Consider the following 19444-nt stretch of genomic DNA (forward strand, 5'->3'; position numbering starts at 1 on the left):
TCTCTCCTTTCATCTCCTCCCCCCTCTCGTACCCACCGGATACTCGGCTGAGACCCGATTCGACGACTGACGACGCACAGTCGCGTAACTTATGCGTCTCCTCGTCTCCCGTGTTGCCGTGGCTACCGAGTCGGAAGATTCCCTGCAGGACGCCGACGTCGTAGAGCGGCGGCTCGAAGACGCGTTAGAGCGCGTCGCTCACGGTGCTGTCGTCTCCGTCCCCGCTATCGTCCTCGAACGAGGGTTGAACCTCGCGTTCACGGCTCTCTTGACCAACAGTTTCGCCGCGAGTACGTACGGGCTGTTCGCTCTCGCACGGCGGTTGCAACGATTTCTCGCACACGTCACACTGGGATTTCGAAGTGGTCTGAGTCGGTTCCTCCCGACGACCGACGCCGACGCCGACCGCGACGTAATCGCGACCTTCGCCAGTCTCCTGTTGCTGGCGGTCGCTACGCTCTTCGGCGGCGTGCTCTATCTGGCGACGCCGTCGATTGCGGCGGTCGCTGACGAGGGCCCACTGTTCGAGCAACTCCTCCGAATGTTCGCGGTTGGGCTTCCGGCGAGCGTCTGGTTGTTCACCGTCAGCGAGATGCTCCGAGCGTTCGAAGAGGTCGGTCCGCTGAACCTCGTGCTTCGAGTCGGGTTTCCGGTCGCCCAACTCGCCGTCGGGTTCGTCGGTGCGTTCGTCGTTCGTGACCTGGTGGCCGTCGCCGCCGGTGTGTGGGTGGCGATGGGACTCGTCGGCGTCGGTGCAGTTTGGTGGGTCGCGCGTGCACGTGGACTTCGGCCTCGGATTCGAACACCGGACTCCGTGAGACTGTGTCGTCGCTACGTCGAGTACACCACGCCGTTGTTCTTCGGCAGTATCGCCACGACGACCCAGCGCCTCGGGTTCTACCCGCTCATCGCCGTCTTCCTCTCGGGGACTGCCAGCGGTGTCTTCGCCGTCGGCGTCCTCCTCGGGACGGTGATTCGCCTCCCACTCCTGGGTATCAACCAGTTCATCCCGCCAGTCGCTGCGGCGCTCTCCGAAGAGGGGTACCAGAACGCGCTCGCCCGACTGTATCACGTGACGAGTCGGCTCGTCCTCGTGGGAGCGACGGGACTCGCCGTGCCACTCATCGTCTTTCGGCAGTCCATCATGGCCGTCTTCGGGCCGACGTTCGTCACCTACGCCCCGTTGCTTCCTGGGTTCGTCCTCGCGCAGTACTTCGCGTCCGCAGCGGGAAGCGTCGGTATTCTGCTGATGATGACCGACAATCAGCGTGCGTACCTCGTCGTCAACACGGCGATTACCGTCGTTCTCGCCATCGTAGCCATTCCGGCCACCGCCACGTTCGGGTTGGCGGGACTCGTCGGCACCTATCTCCTCATGTTGACGGTGAACAACGCCCTCGAAGTGGCCGTCCTGTACTATCTCGAAGGGTTACAACCGCTGACGTGGGCGCACGCGAAACCCCTCGCGGCGGCGATTCCGCTGGCAGTCGTCGCCCTCGGCGTCAAGTCAGTGCTCACTGGCCCGCTCGCCGTCGTGGTCGGAACCGCGTTCGGCCTCGTCGCGTACGCACTCGCAATCCGGGCGATGGGAGTCGCCCCCGTCGAGCGCCGGTTACTCGCTTCGCTGGTCGGCCGGTATCGGGCGGTCGTTGGCCGCTGATGGGTTTTTATAAGCCTCCACGCTCGGGTGGAGCGACTGTTCTCCCAGCTCAAACTCCGCATTTCGCCGGCCTGGGCCACTAGTCGCCCGTCTTCGACGATTCCCAGTTCCATGGATTCGAAAATCGGTCTGGGTTTATAACCGATTAGCAGTCCACGTCTCACATGTGAGGTGAAGGACGATGGCTGCAACCGGACAAATCGAGATGATGGGGAACCGGCTCGAGTTCGACTACTCGGAGAACGCCACCGGCTACGTGCTGGTGCTCACCCGACTCATCACGGGGTACTGGTTCCTCCACGCAGGAATCGGGAAGTACATGGCGGCCGAGCCGTTCGACGCGGCAGGATGGCTCGTGAACGCCACCGGTGGCTCGCCAATCCACGGCTTCCTCGCGTGGGCAGGCCAGACGCCGTGGATGCTCGAGTTCACGAACATCATGATTCCACTGGGCGAGGCGCTCATCGGGTTTGCCCTCCTCGTCGGGGTACTGACGCGCCTTGCCGCCTTCTTCGGTGGCGTCCTGATGGCGTTCTTCTACCTCGGGAACGCCGCCTGGAGTCACGGCATGGTCAACGGTGACCTCTTCGGCCTCATGATGTTCGTCATCGTCGGCACCCTCGCCGCGGGGCGCATCCTCGGCCTGGACACCTACATCGAGGAGATGGAGTTCGTCAAGCAGCGGCCGAAACTGAAGTACCTCCTCGGCTGAGGGGGACCCTAGTCCGGCGGCGAAGTCCGCCACACTCGTTGACCTCCTTTTCTGTGCGAACGTGCGGACAGCGTCGGTGCGCTCTCAGAGAGAACAGTCTGTGAGTGTCGCCTGTGTACCGAATGTCGCCTGTGTCTACTCGACGGCGACGACTTCGACGTCGAACACGAGCGTCTTTCCGGCGAGTTCGTGGTTGAAGTCGACTTCGACGGCGTCGTCGCGAACGGCGATGACGTCGCCGTGAAGCCCGTTTTCGGCGTGGACGTGCAGGCCCACCTCGGGTTCTTCGCCGACCATAGCCTCGAACGCCTCGGGGTCGTACGTCCGCACACGTTCGTCGTCGAACTCGCCGTAGGCGTTCTCCGGCGGGACGGTCACGGTCGCCTCGTCACCGACGGCCATTCCGACGACTGCCTCGTCGAGTCCTTCGATTACCTCGCCCGCACCGACGACGAACGACTGGGGTGCGTAGTCCTCTTTGCTCCGTTCCTGTGCGTCGAACAGGCCGTGTTCGACCGCGACCTCGTACTGCGACGTGTTGAAGACGCTCCCGTCTTCGAAACGGCCGACGTACTCGATGGCGACCCGGTCTCCGGAGTCGATGGTCATACCGAACTCTCTCGGGTGGATTCTGATAAATATCGTCATCGACGCGGTCCAGTCTCGGCGTCGTCACACCTGAATCGACGGCGACTCGTCGTCTCGTGGCTCGTTACTCGCCGTCTCGTGGCTCGTTCTGTGTGGTCCACGATGGCTGGCGTATGGTGGTCGAATCGAGATTTCCATAGGTCCACTCGAATCGCACCCGGTAGACGCCGTCGCCGGAGACCAGGCCGTACGTCACCGTCGCGTCAGAGACTGTCCCTCGGTCGTCGACGTACGCCACGAACTGGTAGTCTCGAACTGGTTCGACCCCGCCGATAGACGGCCGCTGACTGCCTTCGATTCGGTAGTACGTGGTGTTGCCGACGCGAACTTTCCCCGTCACGTTCGTCGTGCGCGTCGCCAGATACTGGCGGACGAGCGACGGGTTGAGCTGTCGCGGTTCGAACTGAATCGGTGGGTCGGCCGTCTCTCCATCGATTTTGCGTGTCTGTTGACTCCCGTTTTGGTGTTCCACGACGTACCAGTCACTACCGTCGTAGTTCACTGTCCGAACCCGTGCTCGTGTCCGTCCCGCTTCGACGTTCTCGACGACGAGATAGGTGTCTCCAGAGACGGCGACGTCCGTGTCGTACTGGACGCGAGTCGAATTCGGGTGGTCGTCTCGCGGGCGATACGTGTCCAACCACAGTGTGTACGACCGATTCGAGAAGGTCGCTTCGTGGGCATCACTGAGCGCAGTCAGATTCGTAATCCCCGTCTCCGAGACACCCGGAACAGAAGCGAGGTCACCGTCTTCGACGGGTTCGAGTTCGTCTTCCCCCACGGTACCGACGAACGCCGACGATATCGGTGCGGACGGGGTCGTCGAGTCGGCCGCCGACGCTCTTGCTGTCGCTGGTGTCGGTTGCTCGTACGGTTCGACCGTCGGCTGTTCGCTGTTCACGGCTTCCGACCCACCGGCCGACCCGACTCCCGGTTGTGTCGACTGGTCTAGTGGCGAATCGACGAGGCCGGAACTCACGGCTCCAACGCTCAGGACGAGGACGAAGACGACGAGTGCAGTGGCCCCTCGCGACGTCGGTCGACTGGCGTGAGCGACGCGCCTTTCGAACCGGTCGATACGCTGGCGCGTTCGCGTTCGGAGTGGAGGGGTGAGTCCGTCGATAGGTGCACCGAAGTGGCGCTCACAGAGTCTCTCCGCCTCGTGACGGTCGAGTGCGTACAGGAGCATCTCGACGAGTGCTACCGAATCGACGTGGGTCGCACCGTGATGGTCAGCGACCGCCTGCCCACGCCGGTTGTCACCGAAAGAGACGACAACATCGATATCTCTGTCACCATGCGGACGAAGCCACCACGACATCTTCTGAATCGTGCGACTGCAGACGGGTGCCAGAACGGTCGTCTGTCCGCTCCGTCTCGCGACGACGACGCCTGAATCGACGGCCGTCTCGAACCCACGGGCACGCCACACGTCCGCGACGAACGCGAGACTGGCCTGTAAATCGAGGCGTTCGAGGTGAGCGACGAGAGTTTCTCGTCGTCGGCCCGTCGGACCACCGGATACCATGGCTCTGTGTGACCTCAACCCCTCAACTGTCATAGCTACTTTTACGGATGAACTGACGCTTCCGGCCCGGCTCTGGATTCTATCTACACCCTCAGAAAAGGGCGTTCGCGACCGCTCCGAGTCGATTTGCGATGCCGAGAACGTCGAAGACGACGAGCAGATAGTAGACGCTGACGACGAACATGACTGCGCCCGTGACGCGATTGATGGCGGTGGTGTGGCGAGCGAACCAGCGGGTCACCTGTCTGCTGTACCGTTCGGAGACGAGCGAGAAGGCGAGCAACGGCGCACCGATTCCGAGGCCGAAGGCGAAGAATCCGAGCAGACTCTCGGCGGCGGTGTCGAACAGGACGGGAACCCGTGCGAAGAACAGTGCGATGAACCCTGGGTTACACGGGAGGACGATTGCACCGAAGAAGAATCCGTACGAGAACGCCGAGAGCGCGGGATGTCGGGTCTCTGGGGGTTGGATGGTCGGGATACGAGCGAAAATCTTCGCGTCCGCGAGGAGGGCGAGACTCACGACGAACAAGACGCCGAACGCGAGCGGTGAGACGATTTCGACGACTGTGGTGAGTGAAATCTCGAGAACGAGTGAGAAGACGACGCCGACTGCGAGCATGAACGAGACGGCACCGAGCGTGACCAGACCCCCGAGAACGGCGATGGGGAGCCCTCGATGGCCGCTCGATTCACGAGTACTCTGTCGTGCGAGATAGGCGAGAAACCCAGGGTACAACGGCAGTGCGCACGCCGCAGTCAACGGTGTTCCGACGCCGAGGACGAAGAGTTCGACCAGTCGCGGTGCGAGGTCCATCAACACTCGTCGACCTGCTCGCGCAGGTAGTCGGTCGATTTGAAGCCGTTTTTGATTCGGGTCGCCGCCCCGTCGGGACAGACGCGGAGCATCGGGACGGTGGGTGCACTCGCCATCGACGACCCGAACTCGTCGGTGAGGCTCTTCGTGACCGACTCGGGCGACAGAGCGTATCGCCAGTCGAACCCGTGACGGTCGGCGTGTTCGCGGACCTTCTCGGCGTCCTCGTTGGGGTCGATGTCGAGTGCGACGGTCACCACGTCGTCACCGACTGCCTCGTGGAAGTTTATCATCTCTTTCTGTTGGCTGAGACAGTTCGAACACCACACCGCGAACGTCTCCACGAGGACGGGACGGTCGGTGAGTTGTTCGATGGTGAACCGCTCTCCCGTCCGAACGTCGGTGAGTTCTGCAGTGTACCAGACGCTGTCACCTGCTGGTTGTCCACCGCCGTCTGCGCCGGTGTCTCCGGTCGATTGGTCGGACGTTTCCTCACTACCGCTCGGTCGTCCGCCGCCGAGGCATCCTGCGAGACCGACACTCCCTACGCCAGCGAGACGGAGGAATGCCCGTCGAGTCGGCCGATTAGTCATTGTATTGTAAGATACCTCTCGGAGATTAACTCGACTGCGGTGAGGCGTGCGCCGCGCACAACCTCTGTCTGGGCGGTTGTCTGGTCAATCACTCGAGCGCATGTGTCGCGCTTGCTGTGAGGGCAACCGGAGTTCGTCGAGTCCAGGAAGGTGTTCGATGTTGTAGACGACTTTGACGTCGTCTGTCGTCGGGGTGCTGATACAGGAGAGTCTGATACCGTACTCCATCATCTCCGGCGAGAGGATGTGGTTTGCAGGCATCTCCATCTCACCGTCGACGACGGCGACGGCGCAGTTCGCACACGCACCGCCGCGGCACGCATAAGGCCACTTGTGCCCGTCGTCTTCGGCCGCTTTGAGGAGGCAGGTTCTCGGTTCGACGACGACCGTCCCGTAATCTTCGGAGTCGAGTTCTGCTTCCGCCGCTTTCTCGAAGAGGTCCTCGTCGGTGAGTTCCCACGGGAAGTCGGACAGCACGTCGTAGTTGAGATACTCGACTCGCGCCCCCTGTGGTTGACTCTCGGCGTTCGGGTCGGCATCCGAGTCGTCACTGGGTTCGTCGTCGTCGACGCGGTCGAGGTCGCGCGTTCCGAGCGAGTAACTCGTGCGGAGTTCTTCGTACGCCGACCGAACCAGTTGGAACTCGTCTGCGGACCCGCCGTGGTCGGGATGTGCTTCCTTTACCCGTCGGCGGTAGGCCTCGATAACTTCCGCTTCGTCCGCATTCGAGTCGATTTGGAGGACGTCAAACGGGGTTTCCACGATTGGGCTAGTAGGAATTCGAGAGCATAAATCCACGGCCGCCGGCCGTCTCTGTCGGATTTTCGGTTCGGTGGTCGACGTTCACCCGGCACTATTCACTGCAGGTGACCTGCGTGGTGTATTTCATGGAGTATATACTGGCGTGTCACTGAGATATCGTATGGACCTCTCGGCCCCGCTTCCCGTGCTCCTCCTCGCGTTCGCCCCCGCCGTGATGTGGGGGTTCACACCCGTCATCGAGAAGCGCGCACTCTCGGACGGCGGAGCGCCGCTTCAGGCAGCACTCACCGTCGTCGTGGTCGATTCGGCAGTCTATCTCGTCGCGCTCGCCGTCTTTCAGGACGACCCCTTCGGTGGAATCTCGCTCGGAACAGTCGCCGTGTTCGCCGCTGCTGGGGCCGTCGGAACGGCACTGGGCCGAATCGCTATCTTCGCTGGGAACGCGCGGGTCGGCGCGAGTATCTCCAGCGCCGTCGTCAGCGCTCGCCCGTTGTTCGCGACGGCGCTCGCGGTCGGATTCATCGGTGAACCGCTCTCGGCACCGACGGCCATCGGTATCGTCGTCATCGTCGTCGGACTGGGTGTCCTCTCGCTTTCGAAGGGTGGTGACCTCGGCGGGTGGTCGGGCCGCGACCTGTTAGTTCCGCTCGCTGCCGCCGGACTGTTCGCTGCTGGCAACGTGGCACGACGCTGGGGGCTTTCGACCGCCGAAGCGACCCCGCTCGAAGCAGTGGCTATCAACGAGTTCGCCGCGCTCGTTGCACTCGGTGCGTACGTCGCCGTCGTCGGCAAAGACAGCGTTCTCGGTCGCCCCAGGCGGTCTTATGTGGTCTTCGCCGTGAGTGGGCTCATCACTGCAGTCGCGCTCCTCTCGATGTTCACCGCACTCGCGGCCCCCGAAGGGCGAATCGCCGTCGTCGACCCACTCGTGGCGACGGCCCCGCTGTTCACCGTCGTCTTCTCGTGGTTGTGGCTTGGAAATCTCGAACGAGTCACCCGCGGAGTGGTCCTCGGAGCGGTCCTCGTCGTCGTCGGTGCGGCACTCGTGACTGGTGGTCCCTCGCTCGTTCGAGGACTGACGACACTCGGCGTGTAACGTCGGTCACCGCTGACCGACGGCGGGCTGTGTTCCTACCGTTCGAATCGGAGCGCGTAGTGGTAGGGCGGTAATTCGACGCGCTCTGTGCAGGTCACGTCGGCCGCATCTTCCACGATGGCTTTCGTCTCGTCGGGCGTCATTCGCAACTCGGTCGGGGGGCCACGTGGGTCGCCCATGACGGTCGTCGTCTCGCGTGGCCTGTCGTGCCAGTTGACGACGACGAACTCGCCACCGTCGTGGAGTGAGTCGAACACCTGTTGGACGAGGGCCGTTTTGTCGTCGACGCCGTGGAACGTGTTCGCGACGAGGACGACGTCGACGCGCGTTGGGAGGAGCGTCGATAGTTCTCGAGCGTCGCCCTGTAGCGTGACGACGTTCTCGATGGCCTGTTGGTCGGCGAGGTGGTCGAGTTCGTCGAGGACCGACTGTTCGATATCGACAGCGTAGACTGTACTCGGGTCCGTAATTCGGGCCGCTGGGAGTGCGAAGTACCCGTTCCCACTGGCGACTTCTGCCAGCGACTTCCCCGGCGTCACCCCGAGACTGCGGAGAGTCGCTCCCGGCGTCGGCCACAGTCGGCCCCACCAGTCCCAGTCCGGTTGCCTCGTGTTCTGGAACGCGTCCATGTTGGTTCTTCGCTCGCAAAATCAGATAATGGCTGTGTTCTACTGGAAGGGGTTTTATGTGGGGTCTCTCGCTCAGGCGATGAAGCCGTTTGCGAGTTCGGCTTCTGCTCGCCGGAGTCGGTACGAGAGCGTGGACGATGGGATATCGAGCTCGGACGCGAGTTCTTCGATCGTCGTCTCCCGTGGGGACTCGTAGTACCCACGTTCGACGGCGATTTGGAGTGCTTTGCGCTGCGGTTCCGTGACGGAAACCGTCGAGAGAGAGTCGATATCCCAGCCCTTGGCCTCACAAAGTCTGTCGAGATGGAGCGTGATGTTGTCTCGGAGGTGGTCGTCGACGGTTTCGAAGAAGGTGTCGACGTTCTCTTCCGAGCGGATGAGCAAGCGCCACGTGTGAAATGCGTCTCGCCGGTAGGACTGAAATATCATGCCGAGGTCGAGGTATCTGGCCGCGTTTCCCACGACTGAATCACAGCGGTGGACCTCTCTGAGATACGTATAGAACACACGTGACCCCGGCGTCGATTCCAGTACGTCGTGATGTCGCGTCGCCCCACAGGTTGACCTGGTCATCCGTTCTTTTTGGTCGTCATCGAACCGAATCTGCTCGATTCGGTCGAGTTCGTTTGGCGGTCCGCTGAATCGCTCGACGAACCACAACTGGTCCCGACTGGCACAACTCCCTAGGGCGTGTGCGGTGACCTCTGGGTTGTCGATAAGTACGTCCATCACGGGATTTGCATCCGGTTCGTACTCCAGTGTGAACGTCAGTTCTCGCATGAGCGTCCCTCACACATACCCAGAGAACACTGTCCGGAGCGTACGGACTGAGACCGTGTCGCTCGGGTATCAGGTCGTGTTCGGCTGAATCCTCCGTCCGTTGCCGGGATTCGGTGTGTGTCTCTGTGCATCGTTCTCTGCCATATGTTGTCATTCATCAATAATTGGCTTTTTGGCAGGATTTCCAGAATGAGGGACGACGCCCGGTCGTCGTCGCACCAGTTGGCATAGGCCAACTCAGGGTATATGCCCGTTCGACTACTGGGGGTTGGTTGTTCACGATGGTGCGAAGACGACGATTCCTCAAGGCGGCCGGGAGTGCGACGATTCTTGGAACTCTCGCAGGATGTACCGGGGGTGGGGGAACCGAGACCACGACGACGACGTCACCTCCAACAGAGACGACGACGGCCACACCGACGCCAACCCCCGAAAGTCAGGTGGTCGACGTCGCCGTCGGTCCAGAGAAACGACTTCGATTCGACCCAGAGAGCATCGAGATACGTGTCGGTGACACGGTCAGGTGGACGGCTCTCAGTCCGGGCCACAACGTGACGAGCAAACCCGGTGCGTCTGAAAAGTGCAAGAATCCGGAAGGTGCAGAGCCGTTCGCGTCCTACGAAGGTGACACACACTACGCGATAATGGAGGTCGATGATGTGTACGAACACACGTTTACTGTCCCAGGAACGTACGTCTACGTCTGCGCCCCCCACGAAGACCAGGGCATGGTTGGCGACATCACCGTCGTCGAGTGAGTTTGGCTGAGGCCAAACCACCATTGATACTCGTTTACTTTGTTATTCGATAGCATGCCTAACGGTCAGTCACGTGGCGACGAACCAGCGGAGAACGACGAGCGAGACACGTCACGACGAAACAGGTACGTCGCACGGCGGCGGTTTTTGATGGCAACCGGAGCACTCGCAGGGGTCGGTGTGCTGGCTGGCTGTGGTGGCCAGACCGGTGAGACCGAGACGACAGCACCGCCGACGACAACGTCCACTGACACGCCGACTGAGACGCCAACTGAAACGACGGAGGAACCGACTGAGACACCCGAAGAGCCAGAAGAGCCATCGCTCGAAGAGCGGTATCCTGGCCTCGAGATACTCTCTCCCGAACCGGAGAACGCACAGGCTGCAAGCCGGAGTACGTACGCCGGCTATCTCACACCAAGAGAGGAGTTCTACATCCGAAATCACTACGTCTCGCCAACCATCGACGAGTCGGAGTGGCAGGTGTCGCTCACGGGGTTAGTCGACAGCGAGGTCGAACTGTCGATGGAGGAAATCAAGCATTCGTTTGGAACCGAATCCGTCGCCCACACGATGCAGTGTTCGGGGAACGGCCGAGCGTACTTCGAACCACAGGTGGGTGGCAACCAGTGGGGTTTCGGTGCGGTCGGAAACACGATTTGGACTGGCACCCCACTCAGCGAGATTCTGGACGCCTACGGAGCGGACACGTCGGCAGGCAACTACCTCTCTGTGATGGGTGGCGAGGCACCCGAGGGTGAGGACATCTTCACCCGGTCGATTCCGATGGAGAAGGTGATGGAAGATTCGATTCTGGCGTACGAGATGAATGGGGGTCCACTCTCGAAAGAACACGGGTTCCCCGTCCGATTACTCGTCCCCGGATGGTACGGCAACAACAACGTGAAATGGGTCGACCGGATGCACGTGATGGACACGATGGTGATCGGTGAGGAGTGGGAGACGGAAGAACAGCGCCTCTACACGCACTGGCAGCAGTACTCGTACCGCCTCATCCCCGAACAGGACGACGACGCTGTCCAATACGAGTCGATAGACATCTTCGACACGCAAGAACAGATGGAGAACACCGACCAGATTCGCAATGCCTACATGTACGACCAGTTGGTGAAGTCGCTCATCGGCTATCCTGGTCAAGGCCAAACTGTCAGACCATCTCCCGGCGGGACTATCGAAGTCGTCGGCGTCGCGTGGGCAGGTGACGACGCTGTCGAGACGGTCGAAGTGTCGATTGACGGGGGCGAAACCTGGGGCGAAGCCGAGTTCTACGGTCCAGCATACACAACGACTGGCTGGCGGCAGTTCCGGTACATCTGGTCGGACCCATCTCCGGGCGAGCATACCCTCGTCTCGCGGGCAACCGACGAAGAGGGGCGAACCCAACCAGCAATCATTTCGGCACCCGAGGAAGGTCTCCGAGGAATCCAAGACGACAAATTCCCGTGGAACGAGGATGGCTACGCCAACAACGCGTACATGCCTCACGCCGTGACCTGCACGGTGGAGCAGTGAGACGATGGTCGAACCAGGTCAAATCGCTATCGTCCACCTGACCGGTCGCCTCGTCGACGGTCCGGACGCTGGCGAGGTCTTCGAAACGACCGACGTGGACGTTGCGCTCAATGAAGGTGTCTACCACGACCATCGCCACTTCATGCCCTTCGAATTCCGTGTCGGCGAAGGACACGTCATCTCGGGACTCGAACGAGCGGTCCGCGAGATGTCACAAGGTGAGACGCAGACCGTCGTTCTCGACCCCGAAGAGGCGTACGGCCACCGCGACGAGAGTGTGGTCGTGACTGTCCCCCGTGACGAACTCGAAGCGAGAAGCGACGTCACCGCCGAGGTGGACGAACTCGTCCGGAGTGCCACCGGCGACGTCGGATGGGTCGTAGACGTCTCTGACGAGTCTGTGACCATCGACTTCAACCACGAACTGGCGGGTGAGCGAGTCGAGTTCGAAATCAGGCTCCTCGAGGTTCACGCGACCGAAACCGGAACGAATCCCGACGACGCTCAGTCCTCGAACGGCACAGTTTCCTCCTGAGTCGCTCGTTCCAGCCGACCATCTTTTCGGTCTACTCGTGCTCGTCGTCGTTTCTGCGTTGGTGTTCGGTAGCGACACGACTTCCAAGAGTACAAACGTCCGACGACACGAAATACACAGATGGGCCGTACAGACGTCGAAGTCGAGGACATCCTCGAGGAGATGACGCTCCGCGAGAAGGCCGCACAACTGGCCGGAACGTACGTCGGGACGATGGGAGAGACCCGAACGGTCGAGGACGCCACGGAGATGGTCCGCGAACACGGAATTGGTTTCGTGACGCCGTTTGGCTACGGTGCATCTCCGCACCGAGACTCGGAGGAGGTCATCGAAATCGCCAACGAACTCCAACGTGTCGCGCGTGAGGAGACGAGACTCGGCATCCCGATTCTCATCCCAATCGACGCGATTCACGGCAACGCCTACGTCGAAGAGACGACGGTCTTTCCACACAACCTCGGTGTCGCTGCGGCACGTGACCGTGAACTCGTCGAACAGATTGGTGCGGTCACCGCGAGAGAGGTCGCTGCAACTGGGTCGAACCTCACCTACGGTCCGACGTGCGACGTCGCCCGTGACCCGCGATGGGGTCGAACGTTCGAGACGTTCGGCGAGTCACCGTCTCTCTGTGGGGAACTCGCATCGGCGAAGGCACGTGGGATTCACGGCGCCCCAGTCGACGTCGCGGCCATGGCGAAACACTTCCCTGCGTATGGCGAACCCGAGCGAGGCGAAGACGCCTCACCCGTGGACAAGTCACTTTCGTCGCTCTACCGTGACTTCCTCCCACCGTTCGAGAAGGTCGTCGCAGCGGGTATCGAGGGCATCATGCCGAGCTACAACTCCATCAACGGTGAGCCATCACACGGGTCGCACTACTGGCTCTCGGAGGTTCTTCGGGACGAACTCGGCTTCGACGGCTACGTCGCCTCCGACTGGAACGGCATCGACATGCTCCACCAGAATCACCGAGTGACGCAGACACGACGGGAGTCTGTCTTCCAATCGTTCACCGCTGGTGTCGACGTCCACTCACTCGGTGGGGTCGACCACGTCGACCACATCGCCTCGCTGGTCGAGGAAGGCGAAATCGACGAATCGGCCGTCGATACGGCTGTCAGACGCGTTTTGGACCTCAAAGCCGCGGTCGGTCTGTTCGACGACCCCTTCGTCGACGTCGAGACGTCGGTCGAAACGCTCGGGAGTGACAGCAACCGCGACGTCGCGCTCGACGCTGCACGGAAGTCGATGACGCTTCTGAAGAACGACGCCGACTGCCTCCCGTTCGACCCATCGCTCGACGACGTCCTCGTCACTGGGCCGAACGCGGACGAACTGACACACCAGGTGGGTGGGTGGAGTCTCAAAGAGCGAGACGAACTCGATGGGACGACGATTCGCGAGGGCATCGAGTCGCTCGTCTCGTCCGAGATGGCCGTCACGTACGAACGGGGGTCGGGCATCGACGACCCAGACGATATCGACGCCGCAGTCGCTGCGGCCGAAGACGCCGACGCCGCTGTGGTGGTCCTCGGCGAGAACTGGTATCTCCACGAATTTGGACCACAGGACGTGACCGGCCCGACAGACCGATTCCCGAACCGGGCCGAGTTGGCGCTCCCGGACGCCCAACAGGAACTTCTCGAAGCAGTCGTCGAGACGGGAACGCCGACGGCGCTCGTTCTCGTCTCCGGGCGACCGCTCGCGGTTTCGTGGGCGGCCGAGAACGTCGACGCAATTTTGCAGGCGTACTATCCCGGTGCGGACGGCGGGGTCGCCGTTGCCGAGACGCTCTTTGGTGAGCACAACCCGAGCGGTAAACTCCCCATATCGGTCCCCCGTTCGGAGGGCCACTTGCCCGTCCGTCACAACTACCTCCCACACCCGTACCCAATCGGTGCCGACGAACATCTCCCGTCGTACGACCCACTGTTCGCGTTCGGCCACGGCCTCTCGTATACGACCTTCGAGTACCGTGACCTCTCCGTTGCCGAGGAGTCAGTCTCTGTCGGTGAGTCGCTCACGGTCTCGGTGACGCTCGAAAACACTGGGGACCGTGCGGGTGACGAAGTGGTTCAACTCTTCGGTGGCCGTGAACGTGCGTCCGTCGTGACGCCCGTCGAGGAACTCCTCGACTTCCAGCGCGTCTCACTCGCTCCCGGAACCGACACGACAGTCGAGTTCGACGTTCCAGTCGAGACGTTCGACGTCGTTCGCCCGGATGGGACGAGGCGGTTCGAACCAGGGCCACTCTCGCTCCGGGTCGAGTCGCTCGACGCGTCTATCGAAGCGGTCGAAAGCTGACCTACGGCGACGCTCACGCAGAGAGTATCGACTCACCGAGGTCGATATCCACCAACGAAATCGTCCGCATCTCGATATCCTCGAAGACGGCACCCCACCCACCGACGACGACGGTCCCATCCGCTGTCTCGAGTGTGACGTTCTTGTACGACCCGAGGTCAGAGAGCGCTAACCGAGTAGGCTGGTAGTAGTCGCCGAGATACGAGACGTCGACGACAGTCCCTTCGACGGTGGTCGCTGTCTCACTCGCAATCTCGTTTCCTTCGACGACCACTCTGAGTTCGTACCCCTCCTTCCACAGCGGAAGGCAGTCTCGTATCAACTCTTCCATGGTGACGTAGGTAAACTGGTCTCTGTCGTCGACGTAGACGGTGGGGTAGAGATTCCACAGACACGTGAGGTAGAACCAGTGGAACACGAACGGGAGGATTCGGTCGTAGACGAGGACACCGTAGTCCTCGTCTGAGCGCGTGTTTGGTGCGAAGCACGTCCGGTGTCGGTCGATGACGACGAGGAACGGTCCGGGAATCGTACACGCCCGAACCTCCGAGAAGATACCGTCGGGTTCGAACTCCGGCCGTTCGGCCTGCTCGTCGCCGACGTACACCGACGCACGGACGATGACCCCACGTTTTCTGGCCGCACGAAGTGCAGGAGAGAGTGACTGCAGTTGTTCGAACGTCCCGGCAACCTCGACGACGCTTTTGGCGTCGTCGATGAGCTCTTGTGCGTTTTCGACCGCCGTCTCGACACGCTTGGTGACGCCGACTCGTGCGTCCATCCGCGCTGGTGATTTGTACCGGTCACGGACCTCTTCTGCGGCGTCGTGCAACAGTTCTCCTCTACTCTCCAACTTGGACATCGCGTCTTCTGGGTCACTTGGCCGGACGTAGAGTTTCTCGCGTTCTATCGTCTCGACGTATCCTTTGGACTCCAAGCTCCGAAGCACGTCGTACACCTGTGAGACCGGAACCGAACTCTCGCGACCAACTTCGATGGCGGGAGAGGTGCCCATCTCCAAGAGTGTGAGGTAGGCGTCGGCCTGATACGACGTGAGGTCCGCGTACTCCAATGCATGTGCGAGCGTATCACGGTCCATGAGCGGATACACTCTACACCGACACATGAACGCTTCGTCAGATGTCGCGAGACGTGAGAGTCCTCGTGTCCTTCCCGCGACGCTGTTTGTCTGCCACAGTTTTCGACGCACCCGCGTCTCGACCTCGGAAGATATCTGAGTCAGACCCCCGTAGTGGGACGACCGACTCTCGTCACAACAAACACTGGAGACAACAATCAATAATGTATACTGGTTTGATATTGTGGGGATACAATACATTTACATTTGTTTGGTTCAATATTTTATAACACACGAAAGCAGACTTATAACGCACATATGGGGTGTTTATCCCGAAAATTAGATTACGACTATAGAACTCTAAACCACACTATCTATATCAGAAAGTAGATGTTATTTATATCTTATCTGGTTATTTATACATCTGAACATGGTGTCACGGGACCGAACAAAACCCGACCCTCAGAGTCGATTGTAACGAGAGTAAACGGCGTACTCACGTTCGAATTCCTGATGGCTCGTCCTCACCACGTCGCTTTGCTGAGTGCGGGTGATTGCGAGCCGGTTCGAGACAGTTGCAAAAGGGGCAGGTTTGGAGATAGCTATCTCTCTTCGAGTAACCCATCTATGAACAGATAACCCGGACGTGTAGCCACCACAAGGGGTTACGAGTGTACTGGGCGTACTCGAGGGTCTCATCGTTCTCTATCGCTAGAGACGAATTCAGTTACCAGAACTAATCGTATATATTTTACTTAATAGTTATTATGTTTTTCCGGGGTGCGTGCGAGCGGGCGCATCTCAGTCGAATCGTGACCACGTCTGCTTCTCCAACGGTCTGACGAGTGGTGTACTCGCCGGCCTTACAGTCTGCCGTCGAATTGGTGGACGCCGATGGGGTTGTTGGTGTGTCCCTGCGTCGCGAAATCCGCCAACACCTCGCCAACGACGCTGCAGAACTTGTATCCGTGACCCGTGAAGCCGGCGGCGACTGAAACGTGCGGATACTCGGGATGGGTGTCGAGGTAGAAGTGTCCGTCGTCTGAGTAGGTGACGATACAGGTTGCCAGTCGAACTGTCTCACCTGCCGCGTCGGGGAAGTGCTTCTCGACTAACGGCCGGAGGCGTTCTTCGTCTTCGAGCGTTGGTTCTGCTTCCCATTCGTCGGGGTCTATCGCTTCGGGAGACGCAGGCGTTCTTCCGATTTTGAAACCGGGTCGGTCGAACACTGGGAAGCCATAGAAACTCCCCTCTGGGACGTCGGCGCTAAACACGGGGAAGTTCTCTGGACGGAAGTTCTCTGGTTTCTCCGGTTGGAACCACGCGAGTACCCGACGTTGCGGCGTCAATCGGTCGGAGAGGAAGTCGAGGTGTTTTCCGGCCCACGCGCCCGCCGCGAGTACGAGATTGTCGGCACTGTACTGGCCGCGCGTGGTTGTCACGGTGACGCCGCGTTCTTTGATGTCGATATCTTCGACTGCCTCGCGGGCCCGAATCGTCGCACCGTGTTCGAACGCCTGTGTGACGTGCGCCGAGGTTGCTCGCTCACACGCGAGAAATCCACCGTCGGGTTGGTAGACACCACGATGGTCGTCGGGGAGGTCGTATCCAGGGAACCGCTCACTGAGCTCAGTCCCGGTCAACACCTCGTGGTCGATATCGTGGGCTTCGCACGACCTGACCGAATCTTCGACCATCGACCCACCTGCAGGTCCAGCGTGGACTGACCCGGTCGTCGTCAGGAGATTCGTTCCGGATTCTGTTTCTACCTCCCGCCAGAGTTCGTGCGCTCGTTTCGCGAGTGGCACGTACTCCGGATGTTCGGGTTGCGTCAGTCGGAATATCCGTGTGTCTCCGTGCGACGACCCTCGAGTGTGTGGGACGTCGTAGCGCTCCAATCCAAGGACGTCGACGCCCCGCTTGGCCAATTGGTAGGTTGCCGCACTTCCCATGCCACCGACGCCGACGACGATAGTATCGTACGATGAAACTGCCATTGGCCTCTCGTAACCCGAACTCACAATAAGCGTTGGCATGTGACATATCTCGGTCGAAACAGTCGTCGTCCGTCACGACAGTGAGTCGACAGCAGGTGTGGCCCGTTTCTAAATCTTTTTCAACGGATTCTCCGGAGATACTGCTGTGAAAGTCCTCGTCACAGCGAAGCAAGTGGCAACCGTCGACGACGACGATTTCGAAGTCGGAGTAGACGGTGTCGACGAACAGTTCCTCGAATACGACCTCAACGAGTGGGACGAGTATGCGGTCGAATCAGGCGTCTCGTTCGCAGAGGAGTGTGACGACGACGTCGAAGTCGTCAGTGTCACGATTGGGCCAGAGCAGACCGAAGAGACGATTCGGATGGTCCTCGCCAAAGGTGTCGACCGCGCGATTCGGGTCTGGGACGACGCGCTCGACGAAGACGCGCTTCGGGATGTCGAGACGAAAGCGGCACTTCTCGAAGCTGTCGCAGAACGGGAGTCGCCCGACCTCGTCCTCACTGGCGTTCAGGCGAGCGACGATGGGCTCGGTGCGACCGGTGTCGCGCTCGCGGCGACGATGGACGTCGCTTGGGCGGCAGTCGCCAACGACGTCGAAATCGACGCTGACGCCGAGACGGTCCACGCCCGTCGGGAGCTGGAAGGTGGCCTCGAGGAAGTGACTGACGTAGCGTTGCCCGCTGTCCTGACCATCCAGACCGGAATCAACGAACCTCGATACGCGAGTCTCCGTGGGATTCGACAGGCACAGCGGAAAGAGATTCTGCCCCTCGGCCTCGACGACCTCGACGTCGACGCGACACAGTTGAAGCGTCGGCTCTCCGTGAAGTCGACCCGTGTCCCAGAGACGACGAGTACGGCGACGCTCTTCGAGGGCGAGGCAGACGAGACGGCGACGGACCTCGCTGAGATGCTCCGTGACGAGGGGGTGACCGCGGAATGAGCGACGTTCTCGTCGTCGCCGAACATCGGCAGGATTCCCTTCGCGACGTCAGTTTCGAACTCGTCACGGCCGGCCGGAACCTGGCCGACGAGATGGACGGGACTCTGGACGTCGCCGTGATTTCGGGTGCTGTCGAGTCGTTCGCCGAAGCGCTCTCATTGGACGGTGTCGACCGAATTCACACTGTCGACTATGGTGACGAGTTCAACCATGACGTGTACACGCAGGCAGTGACACAACTGCACGACGCGGTCGACCCGACCGTCCTCCTTCTTCCGAACTCGGTCAACGGCCTCGACTACGCCCCAGCGGTTGCGACGCGACTCGGACTCCCCTATGTCAGCGACACTGTCGACGTCGAATGGGATGGAGAGGGCGTCGTCACCGTCCGTGAACAGTTCGGTGGCAAAGTCGAGACGGTCGTCGGTGTCGACGACGACGCAGCAGTCGTCTCGGTCCGACCGGGCGCGTACGCTCCCGCGGATACCGATGGAACCGCCTCAGTGGTCGCCTTCGACGCAGAAATCGAGACGGACGCTGTGCTGACCGACGTCCGTGGCTTCGAGGAAGTCGCTGGTGGCGACGTCGACATCACCGAAGCGGACGTGCTCGTGAGTGTCGGCCGCGGTATCGAAGACGAAGAGAATCTCGACTTGATATTCGACCTCGCCGAGGCGCTCGACGCCACTGTCTCTGCTTCGCGACCGGTCGTCGACGATGGGTGGTTAGATAAAGGGCGGCAGGTCGGCCAATCGGGGAAAGTCGTCACACCAGACGTCTATCTCGCCATCGGCATCTCCGGCGCAGTCCAGCACGTCGCTGGGATGAAAGGTGCGGAGACCATCGTCGCCGTCAACACCGACCCTAACGCACCAATCTTCGACATCGCGGATTACGGGGTCGTCGACGACCTCTTCGACGTGGTGCCGGAACTCATCGAGCAACTCGGGTAGAGACCACCCTAACCGCTTTTTTGGTCCACCGTGAGACGCTCAGCGTCTCACGAGCCTTCGTTCGCTCTCGCTCACGAAGACAGATTTTTGCGGGTCGAACGGAGTGAGACCCGGA

At 60.8% G+C, this 19444-nt stretch carries 18 protein-coding genes; 9 read left to right on the plus strand and 9 right to left on the minus strand.

What is annotated here, in order from left to right; all coding sequences use genetic code 11:
* Nucleotides 1-118 precede the first annotated feature (118 nt).
* Nucleotides 119-1660 (plus strand): lipopolysaccharide biosynthesis protein, encoded by a 1542-nt coding sequence (locus GJR99_RS09820; protein ID WP_151111661.1) that lies wholly within the window; start codon nucleotides 119-121, stop codon nucleotides 1658-1660.
* Between the two features lie 181 nt (nucleotides 1661-1841).
* Nucleotides 1842-2372, plus strand: coding sequence for a DoxX family protein (locus GJR99_RS09825; RefSeq protein ID WP_151111663.1), 531 nt, complete (start codon nucleotides 1842-1844; stop codon nucleotides 2370-2372).
* A gap of 135 nt (nucleotides 2373-2507) precedes the next feature.
* Here GJR99_RS09825 and GJR99_RS09830 read toward each other — a convergent pair whose 3' ends face one another.
* From GJR99_RS09830 to fer, 5 genes are all read right to left on the minus strand, one after another.
* On the minus strand, nucleotides 2508-2981 hold the full coding sequence (locus GJR99_RS09830; protein WP_151111665.1) for an FKBP-type peptidyl-prolyl cis-trans isomerase: 474 nt from the start codon (nucleotides 2979-2981) through the stop codon (nucleotides 2508-2510).
* A 103-nt stretch (nucleotides 2982-3084) separates the two neighbouring features.
* On the minus strand, nucleotides 3085-4548 hold the full coding sequence (locus GJR99_RS09835) for a hypothetical protein (RefSeq protein ID WP_151111667.1): 1464 nt from the start codon (nucleotides 4546-4548) through the stop codon (nucleotides 3085-3087).
* Nucleotides 4549-4639: 91 nt separating this feature from the next.
* Nucleotides 4640-5365, minus strand: a complete 726-nt coding sequence (locus GJR99_RS09840) for a cytochrome c biogenesis protein CcdA (RefSeq protein ID WP_151111669.1) — start codon at nucleotides 5363-5365, stop codon at nucleotides 4640-4642.
* Nucleotides 5365-5958, minus strand: a complete 594-nt coding sequence (locus tag GJR99_RS09845; RefSeq protein WP_151111671.1) for a TlpA family protein disulfide reductase — start codon at nucleotides 5956-5958, stop codon at nucleotides 5365-5367. Before GJR99_RS09845 ends, GJR99_RS09840 begins: the two co-directional genes overlap by 1 nt.
* Before the next feature lie 84 nt (nucleotides 5959-6042).
* On the minus strand, nucleotides 6043-6720 hold the full coding sequence (fer, locus tag GJR99_RS17850) for a ferredoxin Fer (RefSeq protein WP_151111673.1): 678 nt from the start codon (nucleotides 6718-6720) through the stop codon (nucleotides 6043-6045).
* A 160-nt stretch (nucleotides 6721-6880) separates the two neighbouring features.
* Between fer and GJR99_RS09855 the strand changes: the two genes are divergently transcribed.
* Nucleotides 6881-7816, plus strand: coding sequence for an EamA family transporter (locus tag GJR99_RS09855; RefSeq protein ID WP_151111675.1), 936 nt, complete (start codon nucleotides 6881-6883; stop codon nucleotides 7814-7816).
* A 35-nt stretch (nucleotides 7817-7851) separates the two neighbouring features.
* On the opposite strand, the gene GJR99_RS09860 is transcribed toward GJR99_RS09855, so the two are convergent.
* Both GJR99_RS09860 and GJR99_RS09865 read right to left on the minus strand, forming a co-directional pair.
* Nucleotides 7852-8445 carry a class I SAM-dependent methyltransferase gene (locus GJR99_RS09860; RefSeq protein WP_151111677.1) on the minus strand — a complete coding sequence of 198 codons (594 nt, stop codon included), beginning with the start codon at nucleotides 8443-8445 and terminating at the stop codon, nucleotides 7852-7854.
* Nucleotides 8446-8517: 72 nt separating this feature from the next.
* Entirely contained in the window at nucleotides 8518-9225 is a 708-nt protein-coding gene (locus tag GJR99_RS09865; RefSeq protein WP_151111680.1) for a helix-turn-helix domain-containing protein, read from the minus strand.
* 281 nt (nucleotides 9226-9506) lie between these two features.
* Here GJR99_RS09865 and GJR99_RS09870 point away from each other — a divergent pair, with 281 nt between their 5' ends.
* The 4 genes from GJR99_RS09870 (at nucleotide 9507) to GJR99_RS09885 (ending at nucleotide 14355) form a co-directional block, all read left to right on the plus strand.
* Nucleotides 9507-9983, plus strand: coding sequence for a plastocyanin/azurin family copper-binding protein (locus GJR99_RS09870; RefSeq protein WP_154325974.1), 477 nt, complete (start codon nucleotides 9507-9509; stop codon nucleotides 9981-9983).
* 54 nt (nucleotides 9984-10037) lie between these two features.
* Nucleotides 10038-11516: a sulfite oxidase gene (locus tag GJR99_RS09875; protein WP_151111682.1), complete on the plus strand. Its 1479-nt coding sequence runs from the start codon at nucleotides 10038-10040 to the stop codon at nucleotides 11514-11516.
* Between the two features lie 4 nt (nucleotides 11517-11520).
* Nucleotides 11521-12051 (plus strand): FKBP-type peptidyl-prolyl cis-trans isomerase, encoded by a 531-nt coding sequence (locus GJR99_RS09880; RefSeq protein ID WP_151111684.1) that lies wholly within the window; start codon nucleotides 11521-11523, stop codon nucleotides 12049-12051.
* 120 nt (nucleotides 12052-12171) lie between these two features.
* A complete protein-coding gene (locus GJR99_RS09885; RefSeq protein WP_151111686.1) occupies nucleotides 12172-14355 on the plus strand; it encodes a glycoside hydrolase family 3 N-terminal domain-containing protein in 2184 nt (727 codons plus the stop codon).
* A gap of 13 nt (nucleotides 14356-14368) precedes the next feature.
* On the opposite strand, the gene GJR99_RS09890 is transcribed toward GJR99_RS09885, so the two are convergent.
* Together GJR99_RS09890 and solA are read right to left on the minus strand one after the other, a co-directional pair.
* A complete protein-coding gene (locus tag GJR99_RS09890; RefSeq protein ID WP_151111689.1) occupies nucleotides 14369-15454 on the minus strand; it encodes a TrmB family transcriptional regulator in 1086 nt (361 codons plus the stop codon).
* A gap of 842 nt (nucleotides 15455-16296) precedes the next feature.
* Nucleotides 16297-17430, minus strand: coding sequence for an N-methyl-L-tryptophan oxidase (gene solA, locus GJR99_RS09895; protein WP_151111691.1), 1134 nt, complete (start codon nucleotides 17428-17430; stop codon nucleotides 16297-16299).
* Between the two features lie 145 nt (nucleotides 17431-17575).
* Between solA and GJR99_RS09900 the strand changes: the two genes are divergently transcribed.
* Both GJR99_RS09900 and GJR99_RS09905 read left to right on the plus strand, forming a co-directional pair.
* A complete protein-coding gene (locus tag GJR99_RS09900) occupies nucleotides 17576-18376 on the plus strand; it encodes an electron transfer flavoprotein subunit beta/FixA family protein (RefSeq protein ID WP_151111693.1) in 801 nt (266 codons plus the stop codon).
* A complete protein-coding gene (locus GJR99_RS09905) occupies nucleotides 18373-19329 on the plus strand; it encodes an electron transfer flavoprotein subunit alpha/FixB family protein (protein WP_151111695.1) in 957 nt (318 codons plus the stop codon). The genes GJR99_RS09900 and GJR99_RS09905 overlap by 4 nt, the downstream gene beginning before the upstream one ends.
* The last annotated feature ends 115 nt before the right edge of the window (nucleotides 19330-19444 follow it).

Origin of the sequence: Haloferax marinum (assembly GCF_009674625.1) — an archaeon.
Classification (GTDB): domain Archaea; phylum Halobacteriota; class Halobacteria; order Halobacteriales; family Haloferacaceae; genus Haloferax; species Haloferax marinum.